The organism is Aequorivita sinensis, from assembly GCF_006346335.1.
GTDB classification, from domain to species: Bacteria; Bacteroidota; Bacteroidia; order Flavobacteriales; family Flavobacteriaceae; genus Aequorivita; species Aequorivita sinensis.
On record NZ_VDMC01000002.1, the window covers coordinates 471453 to 491366 of the forward strand.

Below are 19914 nucleotides of genomic sequence, written 5' to 3' on the forward strand. Positions count from 1 at the left end.
AATAGTTTTAGGGAGTAATTCAGTTTTAATCAACATTTAGATTATATTATCAATAACAGTTGTAATTTTGTAATCAAATTAAGCAACTGTAACTTTTTTGTTAACTCAGGATTAAAAATACTAAATTAGGTTTTTTTTATATTTAAATATACTAATAAAATGTACAGTTACAAACATTCAAAAGCATTAAGTTTTGAACAAAACAAATAGAATAATTTCAATTGCAAAGAATACCATTGAAACTGAGAGCAAAGCAATTGCAAATCTCGCCCATTTAGTAAACGAAGAATTTGCCGGAGCTGTTGAATATATTTTTCATTCTAAAGGTAGGGTAATTGTTACTGGTATTGGCAAAAGTGCCAACATTGCAACAAAAATAGTTGCGACTTTAAACTCCACTGGTACCCCTGCTATTTTTATGCATGCGGCCGATGCAATTCACGGCGATCTCGGTACAATTCAACACGATGATACTGTAATCTGTATTTCTAAAAGTGGAAACACTCCAGAAATAAAAGTTTTAGTACCCTTAATTAAGGCGGCACAAAATAAACTTATAGCCATTACAGGAAACACAGAATCTTTTTTAGGGCAGCAAGCAGACTTTGTTTTGAATGCTTATGTAGAAAAAGAAGCTTGTCCTAACAACCTTGCTCCTACTACTAGCACTACTGCACAATTGGTAATTGGTGATGCTTTGGCCATGTGTCTATTAGATTTAAAAGGATTCTCAAGCAAAGATTTTGCAAGATTTCATCCAGGAGGATCTTTGGGCAAGCAGTTGTACTTACGAGTAAGCAATCTCACTTCACTAAACGAAAAGCCACAAGTAGCTCCCGATACCGATGTAAAACAGGTGATTGTAGAAATATCTGAGAAAATGCTTGGCGTTACTGCAGTAATAGAAAACGATAAGATTGTAGGAATAATTACTGACGGAGATTTGCGTAGAATGTTAACTAAAGCAGATACCTTTGCAGGATTAACCGCAAAAGATATTATGACCAACAATCCAAAGGTAATAGACAATAATGCTATGGCTGTTGAAGCGATGGAAATGATGGAGAAATTTGGAATCACGCAAATTATCGCTGAAGAAGATGGGAAATATAGCGGGATCGTACATATTCATAACCTTACTAAAGAGGGTATTATTTAATGAAAAAAATAGCTTCCCCCGAAAAAGAAATGTCCTTTTTGGACCATTTAGAAGAATTACGTTGGCATCTAGTACGTTCAACAATGGCGGTAGTCTTGGTTGGAATACTTGCCTTTATTTTTAAGAGTTTTATATTCGATACATTAATATTTGGACCTTCAAAGCCAAGTTTTTTCACCTATCGTATATTTTGTGATTTTTCTCAAAAACTAGGAATGGACGCCTTTTGTTTTGATGAAATGCCTTTTAGAATTCAGAGTAGAACTATGGCTGGGCAGTTTTCCGCTCATATGTGGACATCCATTTACGCGGGAATTATAATTGCTTTTCCATATATACTTTATGAATTGTGGAAGTTTATTAGCCCGGGCTTAAAAGAAAAAGAACGAAAGTCTAGTCGTGGGTTTATTGTAATCGCATCTATACTTTTCTTTATTGGTGTTTTATTTGGTTACTACATTATTACACCGCTTTCAATTAATTTCTTAGGAAACTATCAAGTAAGTGATAGGGTTTTTAACGACTTCGATTTAGATAGTTATATCTCATTGGTTCGTACGTCTGTATTGGCTTCAGGAATAGTATTTGAGTTGCCAATTATAATGTACATCCTAACCAAGATTGGCCTAGTAACTCCTGAAATTCTACGCAAATACCGAAAATTCGCGTTGGTAATTGTGTTAGTTCTTTCAGCTGTAATTACTCCTCCAGACATTGTTAGTCAGATAATCGTGGCTATCCCAATTTTAATACTGTATGAAGTAAGTATCTACATATCAAAAATTGTAGTTAGAAATCAAGAAAGAGAATTGAAAAAAATGAAAAATGCATAAATACCAATTAAAAGGTTACGTTGAAATAGTATTTATAGTAGCGTTTCAATTAACAACCGACCTTTATTTTGAGTATTAGCGTATCTAAGTTTGAATAAAAATAACAGCTATGGAAAATAATATTGTTGAAGAGTTTAACGCTTATCGCGAAAAAATGAATCAAAAAATGCTTGAAGATAACAACAAAATCATCAAGCGTATTTTTAATTTGGATACCAATGCGTTTACTGAAGGAGCACTCCCAAAGAAAACAAAAGAACTCCTAGGTTTAGGAAACTCATTAGTGCTTCGTTGTGATGACTGTGTACGATATCATCTAGAAGAATGTCATAAACTTGGACTTACAAAAGAAGAAGTTGTTGAAGGGATGAGCATTTCACTTCTTATTGGCGGAACCATAGTAATTCCTCATTTACGAAGAGCTTATGAATATTGGGAAGCTTTAGAGGCTAAATAAATATTAAACCAATTATATACACTAAAAAAGGCTGTCTAATGTAGACAGCCTCTTTTTATGGTTTCACGGTAAGTAATTAAGATTATTTACCTTCCCATTCTTTTATAGACTTTTCGTTCATTTTTACATAATCGTCGTTTCCAGCCTCTTTAGACATTTTAAGCGATTGCTTGGCAGCTTCAATTGCTCCTTTTTTATCACCTGCAGCTGCGTAAATAAGCGCTTTCTGACGAATTTGATAGTACTTAGGATCTTTATTCATCTCAAACGACTTATCAATCCAATTCTTAGCTTTATTGATGTCTTTTCCTTCAGTTAAGTAGTATACCGCTGCAGCGTAATAGTCGTTAGAACTAGGACCGCTCATTGCGCGTTCTATGTTTGCTGTAACAGCTTTATCAGTAAACAATTTAATTGGTACTCCAACATAAGTATCGGCCCAAAGAATTCCTAATACTACAGAGTCATTTGTAAGATTATCAAACGTCATTGTTAACGTTTCAATTTTTACTGGCATTGGGTAAGCTGGAACTGAAACCTTTGCAGCTACTTTCTTATCATCCCATTTTTCTGGTAATCCCCAGTTGTTTGAATCGCTGTAGAAGTACACTTCCCAATTGGTAGCACTCGGCTTTGCGTATACTGCATACGAACCAGCAGCGAGGTTTTTTCCTCCGATTTCAACTGCATCACTAAACGTTATTTTTGTATTTGTATTAGCTCCTACACGCCACATTTTATTGTGAGGCACTAAATCGCCAAAAATTGTTCTACCTCTCATAGAAGGTCTAGAATATTCTAATGTAATATCTGTAAGCCCTACTTTTTGTTCAATTTTTTGAAACGGACTCGGTTGTGGAGTTTCTATTTGTGCTTGAATACTTGCAGTTAGCATTAAAACAGAAAAAAGTAAAATTATCTTTTTCATCTTTATTGGTTTTTGGATGTTTATATTACTTACGAAGGTACTGTTTGAAAACCTTCTTTAAAGTTAATAAAAACTTAAAAAACCCACAAACACAATACTCCCAAGTCCAAGCTATACAAGAAACGACCTCTATATGTTAAATTTTTGTTTAACCTTTTAATTACAATTTAAAACAAAGTAATTTTAAAGAAAAATTTGAGCTATGTTGAAAAAATTAAGGAATAAAATAAGAGTTAAGTCGAGATATAAAGCTTTAGATGTAGACACTTACAGATTACTGTCAATGAACAAGAGACTAACAATCAAAAGAAGTAGATAAATCATTAATGAAAATTTTTACACTTCAAGCAAAACAAAAATTACCTATAACAATTGATGAAGCTTGGGCGTTTCTTTCAAACCCTAAGAACTTAAAAGTTATTACTCCCGATTATATGGGATTCGATATTCTGTCCGGATCAGAAAAACCTATGTTTGCTGGACAAATAATTGAGTATATAGTAACCCCTATTTTAGGCATTAAAACTAAGTGGGTAACTGAGATTACACATGTTGTGGATAGAGAATATTTTGTAGACGAACAACGTTTTGGCCCGTATTCTCTTTGGCATCACAAGCATTTTATTAAAGAAATTGACGGCGGAATTGAAATGGAAGACTTACTTCATTATAAACTTCCTTTTGGAATTCTTGGGCAACTAGTCCACCCACTGTTGGTTAAACCAAAATTAATCGAAATATTCGAATATCGTAAAAATAAATTACACGAGCTCTTCGGTACTTTATAACACTGAAAACAAACCTTTTGACAGAAACAGATCTATTAATAAATTTTTCAAATTAAATTAATTTCGTCTGTAAAAGTCAATTTACAGATAATTTTTATAGCTCATTATTAAAACTTGACGAAAAAACTCCAACCTTAAACACTAATTAAGATTTGACAGAAAAAGTAAATATATTTTGGTTTCGAAGAGATTTAAGGTTACGTGACAACACGGGTTTTCATCAAGCTCTAAACGGGAAGTTTCCAGTACTTCCAATCTTTATATTTGATTCAGAAATAATTAGTGAACTTCCAAAAAACGATGCACGCATCACTTTTATATTTCAAACACTTCAAAGTTTGCGCGAAGAATTACAAAAGCACGGGAGTAGTTTAGCAATATACCACGGAAAAACCAAAGACGTTTTCCAAGAAATAATTTCAAAATTTGAGGTTCAAAATGTAATTACAAATCACGATTATGAACCTTATGCGAGAGATCGCGACCAACAGATAGAAAAACTTCTAAGTCATAACAAAATTAAATTTCACACCTTTAGAGATCAGGTGATTTTTGAGAAGAATGAAATTGTTAAAAGCGACGGTACTCCTTATCTCGTTTACACTCCATATATGAAAAAATGGAAAGCTCAGTTTAATATGGAGTTTAAAGGTGAAATATTAAACTCAAAGAAACACTTTAAAAATTTATTTCAAAATTCACGTTTACCAAATCTTTCATTAAATGATATCGGATTTGAAAAGTCTACAATTAAAGTCCAAGATTACTCCCTAACTCCTTTAACCATTCAGCAATATGAAAACAAAAGAGACTTCCCTGCTGAAGATGCTACTTCGCATTTAGGAATCTATTTGCGATTTGGTACAGTTAGTATTAGAGAAGTAATGAAGAAAGCTACAGCTGAGAAAAACGAAGTTTTTTGGCAAGAACTAATTTGGCGTGAATTCTTTATGCAAATCTTATGGCATTTTCCTGAAACGGTAGAAAATGCCTTTAAAAAGAAATACGACAGAATTGAATGGCGAAACAATGAAGTTGAATTTCAAATGTGGAAAGAAGGGAAAACTGGCTACCCCCTGGTAGATGCTGGCATGCGGCAGTTAAACACTACTGGTTATATGCACAACCGCGTAAGGATGGTTGTAGCGAGTTTTTTGTGTAAGCATCTTTTAATAGATTGGCGCTGGGGAGAAGCTTATTTTGCCGAAAAGTTATTGGATTACGAGCTTTCTAGCAATGTTGGAAATTGGCAATGGGCAGCGGGTTGCGGTGTAGATGCAGTGCCCTACTTTAGAATTTTCAATCCTACAACACAGATTGAAAAATACGATAAGGATTACAAGTATATTAAAAAGTATGTTTCCGAATTTGAAACTGCCAAATACCCTGAAAAAATAGTCGATCATAAAGAAGCTAGAGAACGATGTTTAAAAGTGTATAAAGCTGCAATTTCCTAAGTTTTTCTCCCTAGATTTTTTTCATTTGTTAAAAAAAAGGTAAATCAAGTCTAATTTTGTGCTATTCTACACAATTTTGCTACTCTTGTGCAGTTAATGAAGGCAAGCAAACAAACTTAAAGACATGAAGAAAATTTTATTATTAAGTATCCCTCTATTTCTGTTTAGCATAAGCGCTAATGCTCAGGATTCTGTTCAAATTGAAAAGAACACCCTAAATAACCAAATGACCGATGCCTTTGATAAAAGTAATAGTTATCAAGAGTACAAGGTGATTAAGAAAACCCAACTAGCAACTTTAAAAAGAAACATTTTAGATTCTGTTTCTACGTTAGAACGAAAAATTACTGGATTAGAAAGTGAAATAAAAAATCAGAATACTGAAATTGACTCACTAACTCAAAACTTAAAACAAACTCAAGAAAATTTAGCGGCTTCTAAAGAAAAGGAAGACGGTATCGAATTATTTGGAATACTTACTTCAAAAACTACTTATAATACCATTATGTGGTCTATTATAGGAATTCTGCTTTTAATCTCAGGCTTTTTATTCTATAGATTCTTAAACAGCCATAAAATCACTAAAGCAGCTCAATTAAAAATGGCTGAAATAGAGATTGAATTAGAAGATAACCGTAGAAATAGCTTAGAACGCGAGCAAAAATTACGTAGAAAACTTCAAGACGAAATCAACAAGAACAGGAAAGTTTAATTGCTTTCCGTTCTTGTTATTTTAGCTCCAATAGCTCTTAATCTTTCATCAATATTTTCGTAACCTCGATCTATTTGTTCGATGTTGTGAATAACGCTTGTGCCTTGTGCAGAAAGCGCTGCAATTAACAATGAAACTCCTGCACGTATATCTGGCGAAACCATTGTAGTTGCCTTTAAATTAGACTGGAAGTTATGCCCGATTACTGTTGCACGATGCGGGTCGCAAAGAATGATTTTTGCCCCCATATCTATTAATTTATCCACAAAGAACAGGCGGCTTTCAAACATCTTTTGATGAATAAGCACACTTCCTTTTGCTTGAGTACAAATTACAAGAACGATACTCAATAAATCTGGCGTAAATCCTGGCCAAGGTGCGTCAGCTACTGTAAGAATAGAACCGTCAATATAGCCTTGAATTTCGTATTCATCTTGCGAAGGGATATGGATATCATCTCCTACCTTATTTAGTGTAATACCAAGTTTACGGAAGGTTTCAGGTATAAGCCCTAAATTTTCCCAACTTACATTTTTAATGGTAATTTCACTTCTTGTCATTGCTGCAAGACCAATCCAACTACCAATCTCAATCATATCTGGTAAAACACGATGATTACATCCACCAAGTTTTTCTACCCCTTCAATTTCTAGTAAGTTTGAACCAACACCTTTAATCTTAGCTCCCATCAAGATAAGCATCTTACAAAGTTGTTGTATATAAGGTTCACAAGCCGCGTTGTAAATTGTAGTTGTTCCTTCAGCCAAAACTGCAGCCATTATAATATTTGCAGTTCCAGTAACTGAAGCTTGATCTAAAAGCATATAAGCCCCTTTTAAACCCTCTGGAGCTTCTACTCCATAAAAGCGCTCTTCTCTATTGTATCTAAATTTTGCACCTAATTTAATAAACCCTTCAAAGTGGGTATCTAATCGTCTTCTTCCTATTTTATCGCCACCAGGTCGCGGAATATATCCTTTTCCAAATCTAGCCAATAACGGACCTACAATCATGATAGAACCGCGAAGAGAGCTACCCTCTTGCTTAAATAGTTCAGATTCTAGGTATTCAAGGTTAATTTCATCTGCAATAAATGAATATTTTCCTTTGTCAAGTTTTTCAACTTTTACTCCTAAATTACCAAGTATCTGTATAAGCTTATTAACATCAAGAATATCTGGAATATTCTCAATAATCACTTTTTCAGGAGTTAATAATACTGCACAAAGAATTTGTAAGGCTTCATTTTTGGCACCTTGAGGGGTTATTTCGCCCTTTAGTTTATGCCCACCTTCTATTTGGAAACTACCCATAGATAAAGATTGGAAATTTAGTGACGCTTTCGGTTGCGATTGTTAGAATTCGATTTGTAGTTTTTCTTATTTGAACTTGAAGATGAATAGCGCTTTTTAACTTTTAGTAGGTTTGAAGCATCGCTTAAGTCTTCATCACTATTTTTAAGATTGATTTTCCCTTCTGAAAGCTCATAAAGGTGTCCGAAAATCACATCATCTTCAACAGTGTCTTTATTCCAATTAAGGAAACACTTTTTCATGTGGTTTGCGATAGTTAGAATCAAACCATCTTTTTTATCTCCATCTTCCCATCTATTAGCGACATCTATCATCCTTTTAATATTGTTCCCGTAAAAACGGTACTTTGGATGATTCTGTGGATAACTTAAAGGTTCTGGTCTTTCCAATAACTCTTCTCTTGAAGGAATTGGATATGGAGAATCAACATCTAATTTAAAATCAGACATTATAAAAAGTTGATCCCACAGCATCGGTTGAAAATCTGGAACATCGCGAAGGTGAGGGTTTAGATTACCCATAACAGCAATAATACCTTTTGCCATTTTATTGCGTTCTTCTTTGTCTTCGGTAGCAATAGCCTGATCGACCATTTTTTGTATATGGCGACCGTATTCAGGTATTATTAATTTTGGACGCTCTGTATTATACTCTATCTGTGAAACTTCTTGTATCAAATTTTTAATATTAGGGGAGAGAATTATTTTACTTGGAAAGATTGAAAAATCATTTCACTTGCAAATTACTAAAAATTAAAGTGAAATTACACCTTCAACCTTAGAAACTTCAAGATATTTTTCTACAACTTCTTCTGGTGAAGACATTGTAACCCTTACCGATATACTTGTATATGTGCCTTTTGAAGAATCTCTTGTGTTAATCACTGCATCAGTTTTATCAAAAACCGCACGTATTTCTGCTATCTTTTCAAGATCTGCAGGCACTACAAATTTATAGAGGTATGGTGAAGGCCAAGTAGTGTCTCCTTTAAGTTGCTCTTTTAAACGTTCGTAAAACTCTGTAGTCTTTTTATCTTGACTCATTTATATAGTAAGTAGTTGGGTGAACTGCAAAGATACACTTTCACCACAAATAATTATTTACTTACTTTGTATAAAATTATAACTTTTGAAAACAAGACGAATTGTAATTACTGGTGGACCAGGCTCGGGAAAAACCTCTTTGATTAAGTATTTAGAAGATAAGGGGTATAAAGTAAAAGAAGAAATCTCCAGAGAAGTTACACTTCAAGCTCAAAAAGAGGGTATTGATCAACTTTTTTTGGAAAAACCCATCCTATTTAGCCAAAAACTGCTAGAGGGAAGATTAAGGCAGTACCTAGAAGGAAATGATTGTGTTGACAAAATTCTTTTCTACGATCGCGGTATGCCAGATGTTACTGCTTATATGGATTTTGTAAACACCGAATACCCTGAATATTTTTCAAAAACCTGTATTGAACATAGATACGATGAAGTTTTTGTATTACCACCTTGGAAACAAATCTATAAACAAGACAACGAACGGTATGAGTCTTTTGACCAAGCCGAAAAAATATTTCATTTTTTAAAAAAAGGTTACACTAATTTCGGTTATAAAATCCATGAAGTACCAGTAGGGTCAATTGAAGATCGCGCTCACTACATTCTTAGAAGCTTAAATGAGTAGGTGTTTAAAGTAAAACCCTTATTCCTCATATATATAAATAGTTATTTATAACTTAGTAAATAATAAACTTCGTCAATTTGACAAATGTCCACGACATCTTAAACAAATATTGGGGTTATACTTCCTTTAGACCAAAACAGGAAGATATAATTAATTCCGTAATAAACGGAAGGGATACCGTGGCTTTATTACCTACTGGCGGGGGAAAATCTATATGCTTCCAAGTTCCTGCAATGGCCATGGAAGGAATATGTATCGTGGTTTCCCCCTTGGTAGCACTAATGGGAGATCAAGTAAATTCACTAAAAGAACGCGGCATAAAAGCTTTAAACTTAACGGGGGGAATTTCATTTTCTGAATTGAATACACTTTTGGACAACGCCCTTTTTGGAAAATACAAGTTTCTATATCTTTCTCCTGAAAGGCTGCAACAGGAAGTAGTTCAGAATTACATCAGGCAAATGAATGTGAACCTAATTGCTATTGATGAAGCGCACTGTATATCGCAATGGGGAAACGATTTTAGACCTGCCTACAAAAACATAACAATCCTTCGTGAAATTCACCCATTAACTCCTATTATTGCACTTACTGCAACAGCAACAACAGAGGTTTTAAAGGATACTATAGCAGAGTTAAAACTCGAACAACCTGAGATATTTAAAAACTCATTTGTAAGAAAAAATCTTTCCTATCAGGTTTATAAAGAAGAAGACAAACTTTATAAGGCAGAGCAGTTTTTAAAGAGCAATACCGGCTCAGCAATTGTTTATGTAAGAAACCGAAAAGGCACCATTGAAATAAGCGAACAACTTAATAGCTTAGGAATCTCTTCAACTTATTATCACGGTGGAGTTTCCACTAAGGAAAAAGCTAAAAAACTTCAATCTTGGCGACGAGGTGAAGTGTCGACTATGGTAGCTACTAATGCCTTTGGAATGGGAATAGACCAACCCAATGTTCGCTATGTAATTCACTTACAAATTCCAGAAAGCATAGAAAGCTATTTTCAAGAAGCAGGTCGCGCGGGGCGTGATGGTAAACTTGCAACAGCAGTTTTACTCTATAACGATTCCGATAAAATACAGGTACAAAAACAATTTATAGAATCACTTCCTTCCTCAACAGATTTGAAAAAGATATATCGGAAACTGAATAATTTTTTCCAGATATCTTATGGTGAAGGAGAGTTTACAAAACACAACTTTGGGTTTTCGGAATTCTGTAAAACCTATAATTTCAATCCTCTTCTTGCGTATAATGCTTTAAACAATTTAGACCGATTAGGTGTTATTCAATTATCACAAGAATTTGGACGGAAATCTACCATTCAATTTTTAATTTCTTCAGAGCGTTTATTAAACTATTTTGAAAAAGACATCACCTCTTCAATAATTGGTAAAACGATCTTAAGAATTTACGGTGGAGTTTTTGAAATGCCCACTTCAATCAATTTAGAACTTATTTCTTCAAAAACAGGGCAATCTATTGAAACTATTATTTCTACTTTAAAAAAGTTAGAACGCGATCAAGTGGTAGAGTTGTCTTTACAAATTACTGATGCTACTCTTACTTTTCTCGTCCCAAGAGAAGATGATAAAACTATTAACGTTATTTCACGGGATGTAGAGGCTTTAAATAGAAAAAAGACCGCTCAAGTAAATTCGGTGTTACATTATATAAACGACACAAAAACCTGTCGGAGTGTTCAATTGGTAAAATACTTTGGGGAAACAACCTCAGAAGATTGTGGAATTTGCTCTAATTGTAATTTATCATCGCCACAAGCTTCTAACAAAGAATTAAAAAACATTGCTGTACAAATACTAGTCTTGCTTGAAGGTAGTGATTTAAGTTCGCGTGAAATAACAGAAAAACTTACTTTTGCGGAAGACACTGTTTTAAAAGTAATCCGGATATTACTGGATGCTGAAAAGATAAAAGTGAGTATAAAAAACGAATATTACATACCTTAAAATTGACTTTATAATTGAAATATCTAGAGCATCCTGTTGGAGTTTTTAGATATCGCATTTATATATTATTACGTCATTAAACTTATTATAGAGATTTAAAAATGCCAAAAGATTTAAGAATAGTATTTATGGGAACTCCAGATTTTGCTGTTGGAGTTCTAAAAGAAATGGTTGAAGCAGGAAGAAACATCGTTGGTGTAGTTACAGCGGCAGACAAACCTGCTGGAAGAGGACGAAAACTAATGGGGTCGGCAGTAAAAAACTATGCTGTTTCAAAAGGATTAAAGGTTCTACAGCCATCTAATTTAAAAGACAAAGCTTTTTTAAATGAACTTGAAGAGCTACAAGCAAATCTTCAAGTAGTTGTTGCTTTTAGAATGCTTCCAAAAGTTGTTTGGCAAATGCCTGAATTGGGCACTTTCAATCTTCATGCATCACTTTTACCACAATATAGGGGAGCTGCACCAATTAACTGGGCTATTATTAATGGTGAGAAGAAAACAGGGGTAACCACCTTCTTTATAGATGAGAAAATCGACACTGGAGCAATAATAGCAAATACAGAAGTTGATATTGTAGATGATGAAAACGCCGAATCTCTCCACGACAAATTAATGGATGTAGGAGGCAAACTAGTTTTAGAAACACTTACCTTAATAGAGCATGGTAATGTTGATCCTAAAATTCAATCTAACAATAGCGACCTAAAAGAGGCGCCAAAGCTCACACCCGAGAACACTCGAATAGATTGGAACAAACCAGGAAAAGAAATTGAAGCATTTATTAGAGGTCTTTCCCCCTATCCTGTTGCTTGGTCTGTATTACATAATAATGATGAAGAGCTAAAAGCTAAGATATACTCAGCCAAATACGAAAAAGCAGATCACAATCAAGAGCCGGGAGAAATTGAAACCACAAAAAAGGTAATAAAAGTTGCTTGTTTTGATGGTTACATTTTAGTGAAGGAGTTACAGCTTCCTGGAAAGCGAAAAATGGATAGTGCATCGCTTTTAAATGGTTATTCATTCGATGTGAATTCAAAACTGTCGTAAACCCTCGTAAACACTGATTTGATTAAATTTTATTTAAAAACAATCAAGTTTATTAACAATCGACCAAAGTTATTAACAATATAGTGGATTTACTGCGTGGTTACTTGCTTGAACGGATAATCCTTTTAAATTTGTAGAGCAATTAATCGAAGTTTAACCAACAATTTAATTTAAAAAAAATTATGAATAAATCTGATTTAATCGATGCAATGGCAGAAGATGCCGGAATCACTAAAGCTGCTGCTAAGAAATCTTTAGAATCTTTCTTAGAAAATGTTCAAAACTCACTTAAGAAAGGTAACCGTGTATCTCTTGTAGGATTCGGTTCTTGGTCAGTTTCAAAAAGAGCTGCTAGAGAAGGAAGAAACCCTCAAACAGGAAAAACCATCAAAATTGCTGCTAAAAACGTAGTGAAATTTAAAGCTGGTTCTGATTTACAAAATAGCGTAAATTAATTGTAAAAAATACTTTACAAAATTTAAAACCTTCTTTTCAATTTAATTGATAAGAAGGTTTTTTTATTGGTCTGATTTATAGTTTATTAGTAATTCATTCTTTTTTATGAATATTGATGAGTTAATCATAATTATACTTTGGTTTGATTAAATTTTTGGCATTCTTAAATTAATTACTTAGCTTTAATAAACCAAATAAAAACTAATGACCATAATTAAACCCGAAAAAGGCCATCTTTTAATTGCGGAACCATCTATTATAGGTGACGTTTCATTCAATCGTTCTGTCGTTTTATTGGCAGAGTACAATGAAACAGGTTCTGTAGGTTTTATTCTCAACAAGCCATTAAAACATAAGCTTAGAGACTTTATTCCAGAAGTTAAATCTAAGCTCACTGTTTACAATGGCGGACCTGTAGAACAAGACAACCTTTATTTTATTCATAGTATTCCAGACATTATTCCTGAAAGTATAGAAATTTCGAAAGGCATTTATTGGGGTGGCGATTTTAATGCAATCTTAGATTTACTAAAAGAAGATAAATTAAACGAAAATCAAATTCGTTTCTTTTTAGGATATTCAGGATGGGAAGCCGACCAATTAGACCAAGAATTAGAAGTACATAGCTGGGTAGTAGTCCCAAATACCTATAACAATGAGATAATAGGAAAAACCAAAGCTAATTTTTGGAAACAAAAAATGATCGAACTTGGAGGCGATTATGTTTTATGGTCTAACGCTCCAGAAAACCCTACTTACAACTAATTAGTTGTTACCAAATCATTCAATTTTTGCAATAAAATTTTTGCAATTTTATCTTCAAATGCATTTTCATTATACCTAGTAACGGGTACAATTCCTTGAATAACATTTGTTATAAAAATTTCGTCAGCGGTATGTAAATCCATAACCGAAATTGAGGTTTCTTTTATCGAATATTCTGTGTCGCTTTTTACAATAGTAATAAGCTGCTTTCGCATTATTCCATTTAAACATCCTTCTCGAATTGGAGGCGTTATAATAGTTTTTCCTGAAACGATAAACAGATTACCATTTAAAGCCTCTACCACATTATTCTTTTCGTTTAGAAGAAAACAGTTATCAAAACCATTTTCCTTAGCAAAAACACTACCTAAAACATTAATTAACCTATTGTTCGATTTTAAAGTGGAAAGCTCTCCTGAAGAAACTAAGTGTTCGTCATAAGCCCCTATTTTATACGCTGCAATATTCGATGGATACGTTAGTGAAGCTAAAGCTACAACCATAATTGCATATTCAACCTCATTGGTAAAGGGTGTGTATTTTCCTCCAGCCTTACGCCAAACTAATAGCTTTACTCTATATGAAGAATTTAAAGATGCCTGTGCAGCTATAGTTCTTGAAATTTCTTGTTTAAGAAAGTTGCTAGAAAAATTCTCTGAACTTTCCATTTTCAGAATTTTCAATGACGATTTTAAACGTAGATAATGGTCTTCCCAAAAGTAAATCTTGCCATTTCCATAACGCATAGTTTCAAAAACAGCGTCACCATAATTCAAGCCTCTATTATTAATTGTAATAGATGCATCTTGTTCTTTTACTATTTGGCCATTTAAGTTTATCATATAAAAAACCGTCTTAGCTATAAGACGGTTCTAAAATAATATATTTATTGCGGTTTTAAGCAGATCCTAAAATCTGTTTAAGGTTTGAAACCATATTTTCCCAAAGCATTTTTCCTTCTTCTATTTCATCTTCTTCAGCGTAGTCGGTTATCATAAGCGAGACGTCTTTAGTTATTTCGTCAACTTGTATTCTTAGTTCGAAATAAAACTCCTCCCCTTCATCTTCCAACCATCTAAATTTGATGCGTTCAGGGCTTTTTTTGCTTAGTAACTTAGCTTTCTCTTCGCTACCTTCCCAAATAAAAGTATAAAATTCCCCACGTGAATTTACGTTGTCTGCATACCATTCTGATAACCCAGAAGGTGTTGAAATATATTGATATAATAATGATGGAGATACCTGTATTGGGAATTCCATTTCATATTTAATTTTGTCTTCCATAGCACTATATTTGTTGCTGCCCAATATATATATATTAATTATAATCCCGAAATATTCGTTTAAAAATTTTATGAGATCAAGATATAAAAAAAATGAAATAAATTTGAGATAAAATTTGCGTCAGTTTATTTTGTTACTATCTTTGCAGCCGCTTAGGCCTTTTGGCTGTAGCAAATTTAGATTAAAAATCTAAAATGGCGAGGTAGCTCAGCTGGTTAGAGCGTCGGATTCATAACCCGGAGGCCTCGGGTTCAAGTCCCGATCTCGCTACAGAGTTTAATACTCAAATTCAAACGGTTAGGTTTATTCCTAACCGTTTTTTTATGCAATCAACTTTTGAATTTAGTACCTTAGAGCACAGAATTAGATACGATTTGAAACAAATTATTCTAAACGGTAATTCTTAAAACTACACCTATCTATAATGTGCTACGAAACCGCCCTCACAAAAAAGAAAAAGGAAGTAAAAGAAAACTTTAATAAAGACTTTGCTAATCCCGAACAATACGAGATTTACTATCATCGCTCTGGATTTACTCATCCCAATCTTCAAATTGTAAAAATGAATGAACCCAACACTATTTATCCGGCTGAATGGGGATATGTACCAAGTTGGGGAATGAGAGATATCACAGCGTTTAGAAAAAAATACAACACCTTAAATATAAAGTCCGAAACACTATTTCAAGGGTTATCCAAAGAAGCAGCCTTCGAGAACCGCTGCCTAATTATAGCCGATGGTTTTTTTGAACCACATAAAACTGCGGGAAATTCTATTCCCTACTTCTGTTATATCCCAACCGATAAATATGCAGATAACCGTGATTTGTTTGTATTTGGTGGGATTTATTCTGAAATAGAAGATGATACAAATCAATTTACCTGCTCAATTCTTACTATGGAAGCAAATCCTTTTTTCACTGAGGTTCACAATGTCAAAAAAAGACAACCTCTTGTACTTGATGAAGAATTGTACGGCGAATGGTTCAATCCTGATTTAAATGAAGGAAATGTATTAGAATTAATCAAAAATGGCTTTACCTCAAAAGAATTTAAGGCTCATCCTGTAAGCACAGATCTTTATAAGCGGAATTTAAACACAAACAAACCCTATATTATCGAGGAGGTTCCACCTCCAAATCTTTTGTTTTAATAAAATTTTATTCTTTATAATTCTAGCGATATTCAGGGTTCTTAAACTCCCAACGTGCTCCATCATCCCAATCATTTCTAGAATTTCCATAGTTTGAGTAACCGTTATTTGATTTTAACATTGAAGCTAGGTGAAGTAAATTATAAGTCATAAAAGTAGTATTCCTATTGGTAAAATCGCTTTCAAAACCTACGGGTTGCTTTAATTTTTTACCCTGCCATTCGGTATCTCCATAACTAGGGCCAGGACCTACCTCTCCTATCCATCCACAGTCAGCTTGTGGAGGTATAGAATACCCTATATGCTGAAGTGAATACAGTATTCCCATTGCACAATGTTTTATTCCATCTTCATTGCCTGTTACTACACACCCACCAACCTTTCCGTAAAACAAGTATTGTCCTTTATCGTTGGTTTGACCACTCATAGCGTAAAGTCTTTCTATAAGTTTTTGTGCAATTGAAGATTTTTCTCCCAACCATATTGGTGTACCTACGATAAGAATATCTGCATTAATAATTCTTTTAAATAACATTGGCCAGTCATCTTTTTCCCAATTATGTTCCGTCATATCAGGATATACCCCAGAAGCAACTTCAAAATCTACCAATCGGATTTCATCTATTCTAACTTTTTCCTTCCTCATTATTTGTTTTGAAACATTTATCAATGAGTCAGTATGGCTAGTTTCTGGAGATTTTTTCAATGTACAATTTACATACATCGCACTCAAATTGGTGAAGTCTGGAGATTTCATAAAACAATTTTAATTGATTCTGTTATAAGTTACAACATGTTTTTTAAATTGGCGTGATATCGTAGAAATTCCACAGTCTAAAATTTTAGATAATATTCAAACATCTAGAAAATATTTCTAAAAAATCCTGCTATTAAAAGTATTCGTTTTAGAATAGAAATTAGATAGATATCAATGAGTTTTGCTAATAATTATTAGATCTAATCTTCGACACTATCAACAATTAAAATTATAAAAACCAAAAATCCCGCTGAATATATTTTCCAGGGGATTTTTGATATATCTGCGTAAAGTAGTAATAATCTATTCTGCTAAAAAACTTTCTAGCTCTGAATAACTCATCATTGTTTGTTCTCCAGTTTTCATGTTTTTAAGCGTAAAAGCTTCGGCTTCCATTTCCTTTTCACCTGCTAAGATTGTAAATGGAATATTGCGCTTATCGGCGTAGCCCATCTGTTTCCCCATTTTTGCCGAATCTGGATATAACTCAGCTTTTACATTAGCACCACGCAACTTTGAAATTGTTTTCATGGCGTACAACGCTTCTTTTTCACCAAAGTTTAGGAATAGCGCTCTACTATTTTCAGAAATGGCTTCTGGAAAAAGATTTAGCTCTTCAAGAACAAGATATGTTCTATCCAAACCAAATGAAATCCCCATCCCACTCATATCTTTTAAGCCGAAAATCCCAGTAAGATCATCGTATCTTCCACCACCGCCTATACTTCCCATTTTCACTTCTTTGGGAGCAGCTACTTCTAAGATAGCACCTGTGTAATAGTTTAAACCACGCGCTAAGGTTACATCTATTTGCAATGAAGCAGACTTTAAACCGAGCGTTTCAATATTTTTAGTGATAAATTGTAACTCTTCCACCCCTTGCATTCCTGTTTCAGATTCAGAAAGCATTTCGCTTAAGGATTTTAAGTTGTCATCATTATTTCCTGAGAAAGTAAATAATGGTTGCAATTTGTCTAGGGCTTCTTCAGAAATTCCTTTTATTCGCATTTCCTTTTTTACGCCTTCCTCACCTATTTTGTCAAGTTTATCTAAAGCCACCGTGAAATCTATCAGTTTGTCTTCTGCACCAATAGTTTCAGCGATACCGCTTAAAACCTTACGATTGTTTATTTTAATAGTTACTCCTTTTAGTCCAAGTTTGGTATAAACAGCATCATAGAGCTGCACAAATTCCACTTCTTGCCAAAGCGATTTTGAACCTACAACATCTGCATCGCACTGATAAAATTCGCGGAACCGTCCTTTTTGAGGCCTATCTGCACGCCATACAGGTTGAATTTGGTAACGTTTAAAAGGAAAAGTAATTTCGTTTTGATGCTGAACAACATAGCGAGCAAAAGGAACTGTAAGATCATAACGCAAGGCTTTTTCAGAAATCTTAGCCGTCATTTTAATGCTGTTTTTTTCAGAGTAAAGCCCATCGTCTACTTTAGAAAGATAATCTCCACTATTAAGAATTTTGAAAATCAAACGATCCCCTTCTTCACCATATTTCCCCATTAAGGTATCACTGTTTTCAAATGATGGGGTTTCAATAGGCTGGAAACCATAAAGAGAAAATGTTTCTTTTATAGTATTAAAAATATAGTTACGTTTAGATACTTCTTCAGGAGTAAAATCGCGAGTACCTTTTGGAATAGACGGTTTCAAAATAGATTATAGATTTTAGATTTTATAAAAAAGAGAAGAGAGAAGAGAGAAAGATGGTGAGAATTTCAAACAACCAAACTCATAACTCATAACTCATAACTCATAACTCATAACTCATAACTTAAAGAAGCAAATATCTTAAATAATAGTAACTTTATCCAACTTTTGCCGTCTAATGAGAAACTCAAACTAAAAATATGTTTTCACTCTTTTGGGAAAATGTTCGAATTGCACTTGGCTCTATTAAAGGGCAACTGCTTAGAACTATATTAACTATCGTAATTATAGGCATTGGTATTTGGGCTCTTGTAGGGATTTTAAGTGCCGTAAAAGCACTGGAAAACACTATATCGGGCAATTTTGCATCTATGGGTGCCAATACTTTTAATATTCAACGATACGAATTTGAAGTACAAAGTAATAGAAGCGGCGAACGCGAAAAGGTAAACCCTATAATTAGCTACAACAACGTTCGTGAGTTTTTAAATAAATATGAATTCCCACAAACAAAAACTTCGCTTTCATTTTTAGGTACCGCCGGCGCCGAGGTAAAATTTGGCTCAGAAAAAACAGATCCAGAAGTAAAAGTTTATGGTATTAATGAAAACTATCTTGAAACCTCGGGTACAGAAATAGAAAAAGGAAGAAATTTTACAGTTTTTGATGTTGAAAACAACAATAAGGTGTGTATTATAGGCTCCGATTTTATGAAAAGTCTTTTTAAGAACGAAGACCCTATTAATAAAACGATTAGCATACGCGGGGTTAAGTTTAAAGTTATAGGCTTACTTGAATCTAAAGGCTCTACATTTGGCAATAATCAAGATTTAAGGGTTTTAATTCCCGTTCAAGTTGCACGAAGTATGTACACTCAGCCTAACATTAATTACAACATTAGTGTAATGGTTGGCGACAAACAGTATATGGAAGCAGCACAAGATGAAGCAATAATTACTTTCAGAAACATACGCGGACTTAGTCCAGTTGAAGAAAATAATTTCGGTCTTGAGCGCAGTGACGATTTAATAAATAGGATTGCAACAATGACGGGGTATTTAGAAATTGCCGCCTGGATAATAAGTATCATCACAATTTTGGGATCTTCAATAGCTCTGATGAATATTATGCTAGTATCTGTGACTGAGCGTACTCGGGAAATTGGTGTCCGTAAGGCATTAGGAGCCAAACGATCTACAATATCTACTCAGTTCTTTATGGAAACTATAGTAATTGGTCAGTTTGGAAGTATACTCGGGATTATTCTCGGAATCCTAACCGGATATGGCTTCGCAAAAGCTTTCGATTTCGATTTTACCTTACCTTGGACTGCAATGATTTGGGCTACAATAATAACCTTTATAGTAGCTGTTATTGCAGGCTCCTACCCTGCTTCAAAAGCTGCACGTTTAGATCCTATTGAGAGTTTAAGGTATGAATAAGTAAAACTATAACATAAGGAAAGCCCCAAATCTCAAAATTAAACTT

At 33.8% G+C, this 19914-nt stretch carries 20 protein-coding genes, 1 tRNA gene and 1 pseudogene; 14 read left to right on the plus strand and 8 right to left on the minus strand.

Annotated elements, in window-relative coordinates:
* The first annotated feature begins 193 nt into the window (after positions 1–193).
* The 3 genes from FHP04_RS05105 (at position 194) to FHP04_RS05115 (ending at position 2449) form a co-directional block, all read left to right on the plus strand.
* Positions 194–1159, plus strand: coding sequence for a KpsF/GutQ family sugar-phosphate isomerase (locus FHP04_RS05105; protein ID WP_139854908.1), 966 nt, complete (start codon positions 194–196; stop codon positions 1157–1159).
* Complete coding sequence (tatC, locus tag FHP04_RS05110; RefSeq protein ID WP_179951773.1) at positions 1159–1992, plus strand: twin-arginine translocase subunit TatC; 834 nt, start codon at positions 1159–1161, stop codon at positions 1990–1992. The genes FHP04_RS05105 and tatC overlap by 1 nt, the downstream gene beginning before the upstream one ends.
* Before the next feature lie 109 nt (positions 1993–2101).
* A complete protein-coding gene (locus FHP04_RS05115) occupies positions 2102–2449 on the plus strand; it encodes a carboxymuconolactone decarboxylase family protein (RefSeq protein ID WP_139854909.1) in 348 nt (115 codons plus the stop codon).
* 82 nt (positions 2450–2531) lie between these two features.
* Here FHP04_RS05115 and FHP04_RS05120 read toward each other — a convergent pair whose 3' ends face one another.
* Complete coding sequence (locus tag FHP04_RS05120; protein WP_139854910.1) at positions 2532–3377, minus strand: DUF2911 domain-containing protein; 846 nt, start codon at positions 3375–3377, stop codon at positions 2532–2534.
* Positions 3378–3703: 326 nt separating this feature from the next.
* Between FHP04_RS05120 and FHP04_RS05125 the strand changes: the two genes are divergently transcribed.
* From FHP04_RS05125 to FHP04_RS05135, 3 genes are all read left to right on the plus strand, one after another.
* A complete protein-coding gene (locus tag FHP04_RS05125; protein ID WP_139854911.1) occupies positions 3704–4165 on the plus strand; it encodes an SRPBCC family protein in 462 nt (153 codons plus the stop codon).
* A 152-nt stretch (positions 4166–4317) separates the two neighbouring features.
* Positions 4318–5622: a cryptochrome/photolyase family protein gene (locus FHP04_RS05130; RefSeq protein ID WP_139854912.1), complete on the plus strand. Its 1305-nt coding sequence runs from the start codon at positions 4318–4320 to the stop codon at positions 5620–5622.
* A gap of 124 nt (positions 5623–5746) precedes the next feature.
* Positions 5747–6334 carry a hypothetical protein gene (locus tag FHP04_RS05135; RefSeq protein WP_139854913.1) on the plus strand — a complete coding sequence of 196 codons (588 nt, stop codon included), beginning with the start codon at positions 5747–5749 and terminating at the stop codon, positions 6332–6334.
* Here FHP04_RS05135 and murA read toward each other — a convergent pair.
* The 3 genes from murA to FHP04_RS05150 form a co-directional block, all read right to left on the minus strand.
* The gene (murA, locus tag FHP04_RS05140; protein WP_139854914.1) at positions 6331–7647 is read right to left on the minus strand and encodes a UDP-N-acetylglucosamine 1-carboxyvinyltransferase; all 1317 of its coding nucleotides are present in this window, start codon (positions 7645–7647) and stop codon (positions 6331–6333) included. The two genes, FHP04_RS05135 and murA, sit on opposite strands and share 4 nt — an antisense overlap.
* 17 nt (positions 7648–7664) lie before the next feature.
* On the minus strand, positions 7665–8324 hold the full coding sequence (locus tag FHP04_RS05145) for a DUF4290 domain-containing protein (RefSeq protein WP_139854915.1): 660 nt from the start codon (positions 8322–8324) through the stop codon (positions 7665–7667).
* A gap of 75 nt (positions 8325–8399) precedes the next feature.
* Entirely contained in the window at positions 8400–8690 is a 291-nt protein-coding gene (locus FHP04_RS05150) for a DUF493 family protein (protein WP_139854916.1), read from the minus strand.
* Between the two features lie 85 nt (positions 8691–8775).
* Between FHP04_RS05150 and FHP04_RS05155 the strand changes: the two genes are divergently transcribed.
* The 5 genes and pseudogenes from FHP04_RS05155 (at position 8776) to FHP04_RS05175 (ending at position 13564) form a co-directional block, all read left to right on the plus strand.
* Entirely contained in the window at positions 8776–9315 is a 540-nt protein-coding gene (locus FHP04_RS05155) for an AAA family ATPase (protein WP_139854917.1), read from the plus strand.
* 77 nt (positions 9316–9392) lie between these two features.
* Positions 9393–11291: a RecQ family ATP-dependent DNA helicase gene (locus tag FHP04_RS05160; RefSeq protein WP_139854918.1), complete on the plus strand. Its 1899-nt coding sequence runs from the start codon at positions 9393–9395 to the stop codon at positions 11289–11291.
* A 101-nt stretch (positions 11292–11392) separates the two neighbouring features.
* Positions 11393–12343: a methionyl-tRNA formyltransferase gene (gene fmt / locus FHP04_RS05165; RefSeq protein ID WP_139854919.1), complete on the plus strand. Its 951-nt coding sequence runs from the start codon at positions 11393–11395 to the stop codon at positions 12341–12343.
* A 173-nt stretch (positions 12344–12516) separates the two neighbouring features.
* Positions 12517–12798, plus strand: a pseudogene (locus tag FHP04_RS05170) (HU family DNA-binding protein); the annotation flags it as partial.
* 205 nt (positions 12799–13003) lie between these two features.
* Positions 13004–13564 carry a YqgE/AlgH family protein gene (locus FHP04_RS05175; RefSeq protein WP_139854921.1) on the plus strand — a complete coding sequence of 187 codons (561 nt, stop codon included), beginning with the start codon at positions 13004–13006 and terminating at the stop codon, positions 13562–13564.
* On the opposite strand, the gene FHP04_RS05180 is transcribed toward FHP04_RS05175, so the two are convergent.
* Both FHP04_RS05180 and FHP04_RS05185 read right to left on the minus strand, forming a co-directional pair.
* A complete protein-coding gene (locus FHP04_RS05180) occupies positions 13561–14406 on the minus strand; it encodes an aminotransferase class IV (protein WP_139854922.1) in 846 nt (281 codons plus the stop codon). The two genes, FHP04_RS05175 and FHP04_RS05180, sit on opposite strands and share 4 nt — an antisense overlap.
* Before the next feature lie 55 nt (positions 14407–14461).
* A complete protein-coding gene (locus tag FHP04_RS05185) occupies positions 14462–14848 on the minus strand; it encodes an START-like domain-containing protein (RefSeq protein ID WP_139854923.1) in 387 nt (128 codons plus the stop codon).
* Between the two features lie 196 nt (positions 14849–15044).
* On the opposite strand from FHP04_RS05185, the gene FHP04_RS05190 reads away from it, so the two are divergent.
* Positions 15045–15118, plus strand: a tRNA-Met gene (locus tag FHP04_RS05190).
* Between the two features lie 154 nt (positions 15119–15272).
* A complete protein-coding gene (locus FHP04_RS05195) occupies positions 15273–16001 on the plus strand; it encodes an SOS response-associated peptidase (protein WP_139854924.1) in 729 nt (242 codons plus the stop codon).
* 22 nt (positions 16002–16023) lie between these two features.
* Here the strand turns inward: FHP04_RS05195 and FHP04_RS05200 are convergent, their stop codons facing one another.
* Together FHP04_RS05200 and hisS are read right to left on the minus strand one after the other, a co-directional pair.
* The gene (locus FHP04_RS05200; RefSeq protein WP_139854925.1) at positions 16024–16758 is read right to left on the minus strand and encodes a flavodoxin family protein; all 735 of its coding nucleotides are present in this window, start codon (positions 16756–16758) and stop codon (positions 16024–16026) included.
* Positions 16759–17061: 303 nt separating this feature from the next.
* Positions 17062–18429, minus strand: a complete 1368-nt coding sequence (gene hisS / locus FHP04_RS05205) for a histidine--tRNA ligase (RefSeq protein ID WP_394344267.1) — start codon at positions 18427–18429, stop codon at positions 17062–17064.
* A gap of 197 nt (positions 18430–18626) precedes the next feature.
* On the opposite strand from hisS, the gene FHP04_RS05210 reads away from it, so the two are divergent.
* On the plus strand, positions 18627–19868 hold the full coding sequence (locus FHP04_RS05210; protein ID WP_139854927.1) for an ABC transporter permease: 1242 nt from the start codon (positions 18627–18629) through the stop codon (positions 19866–19868).
* Positions 19869–19914: the final 46 nt, after the last annotated feature.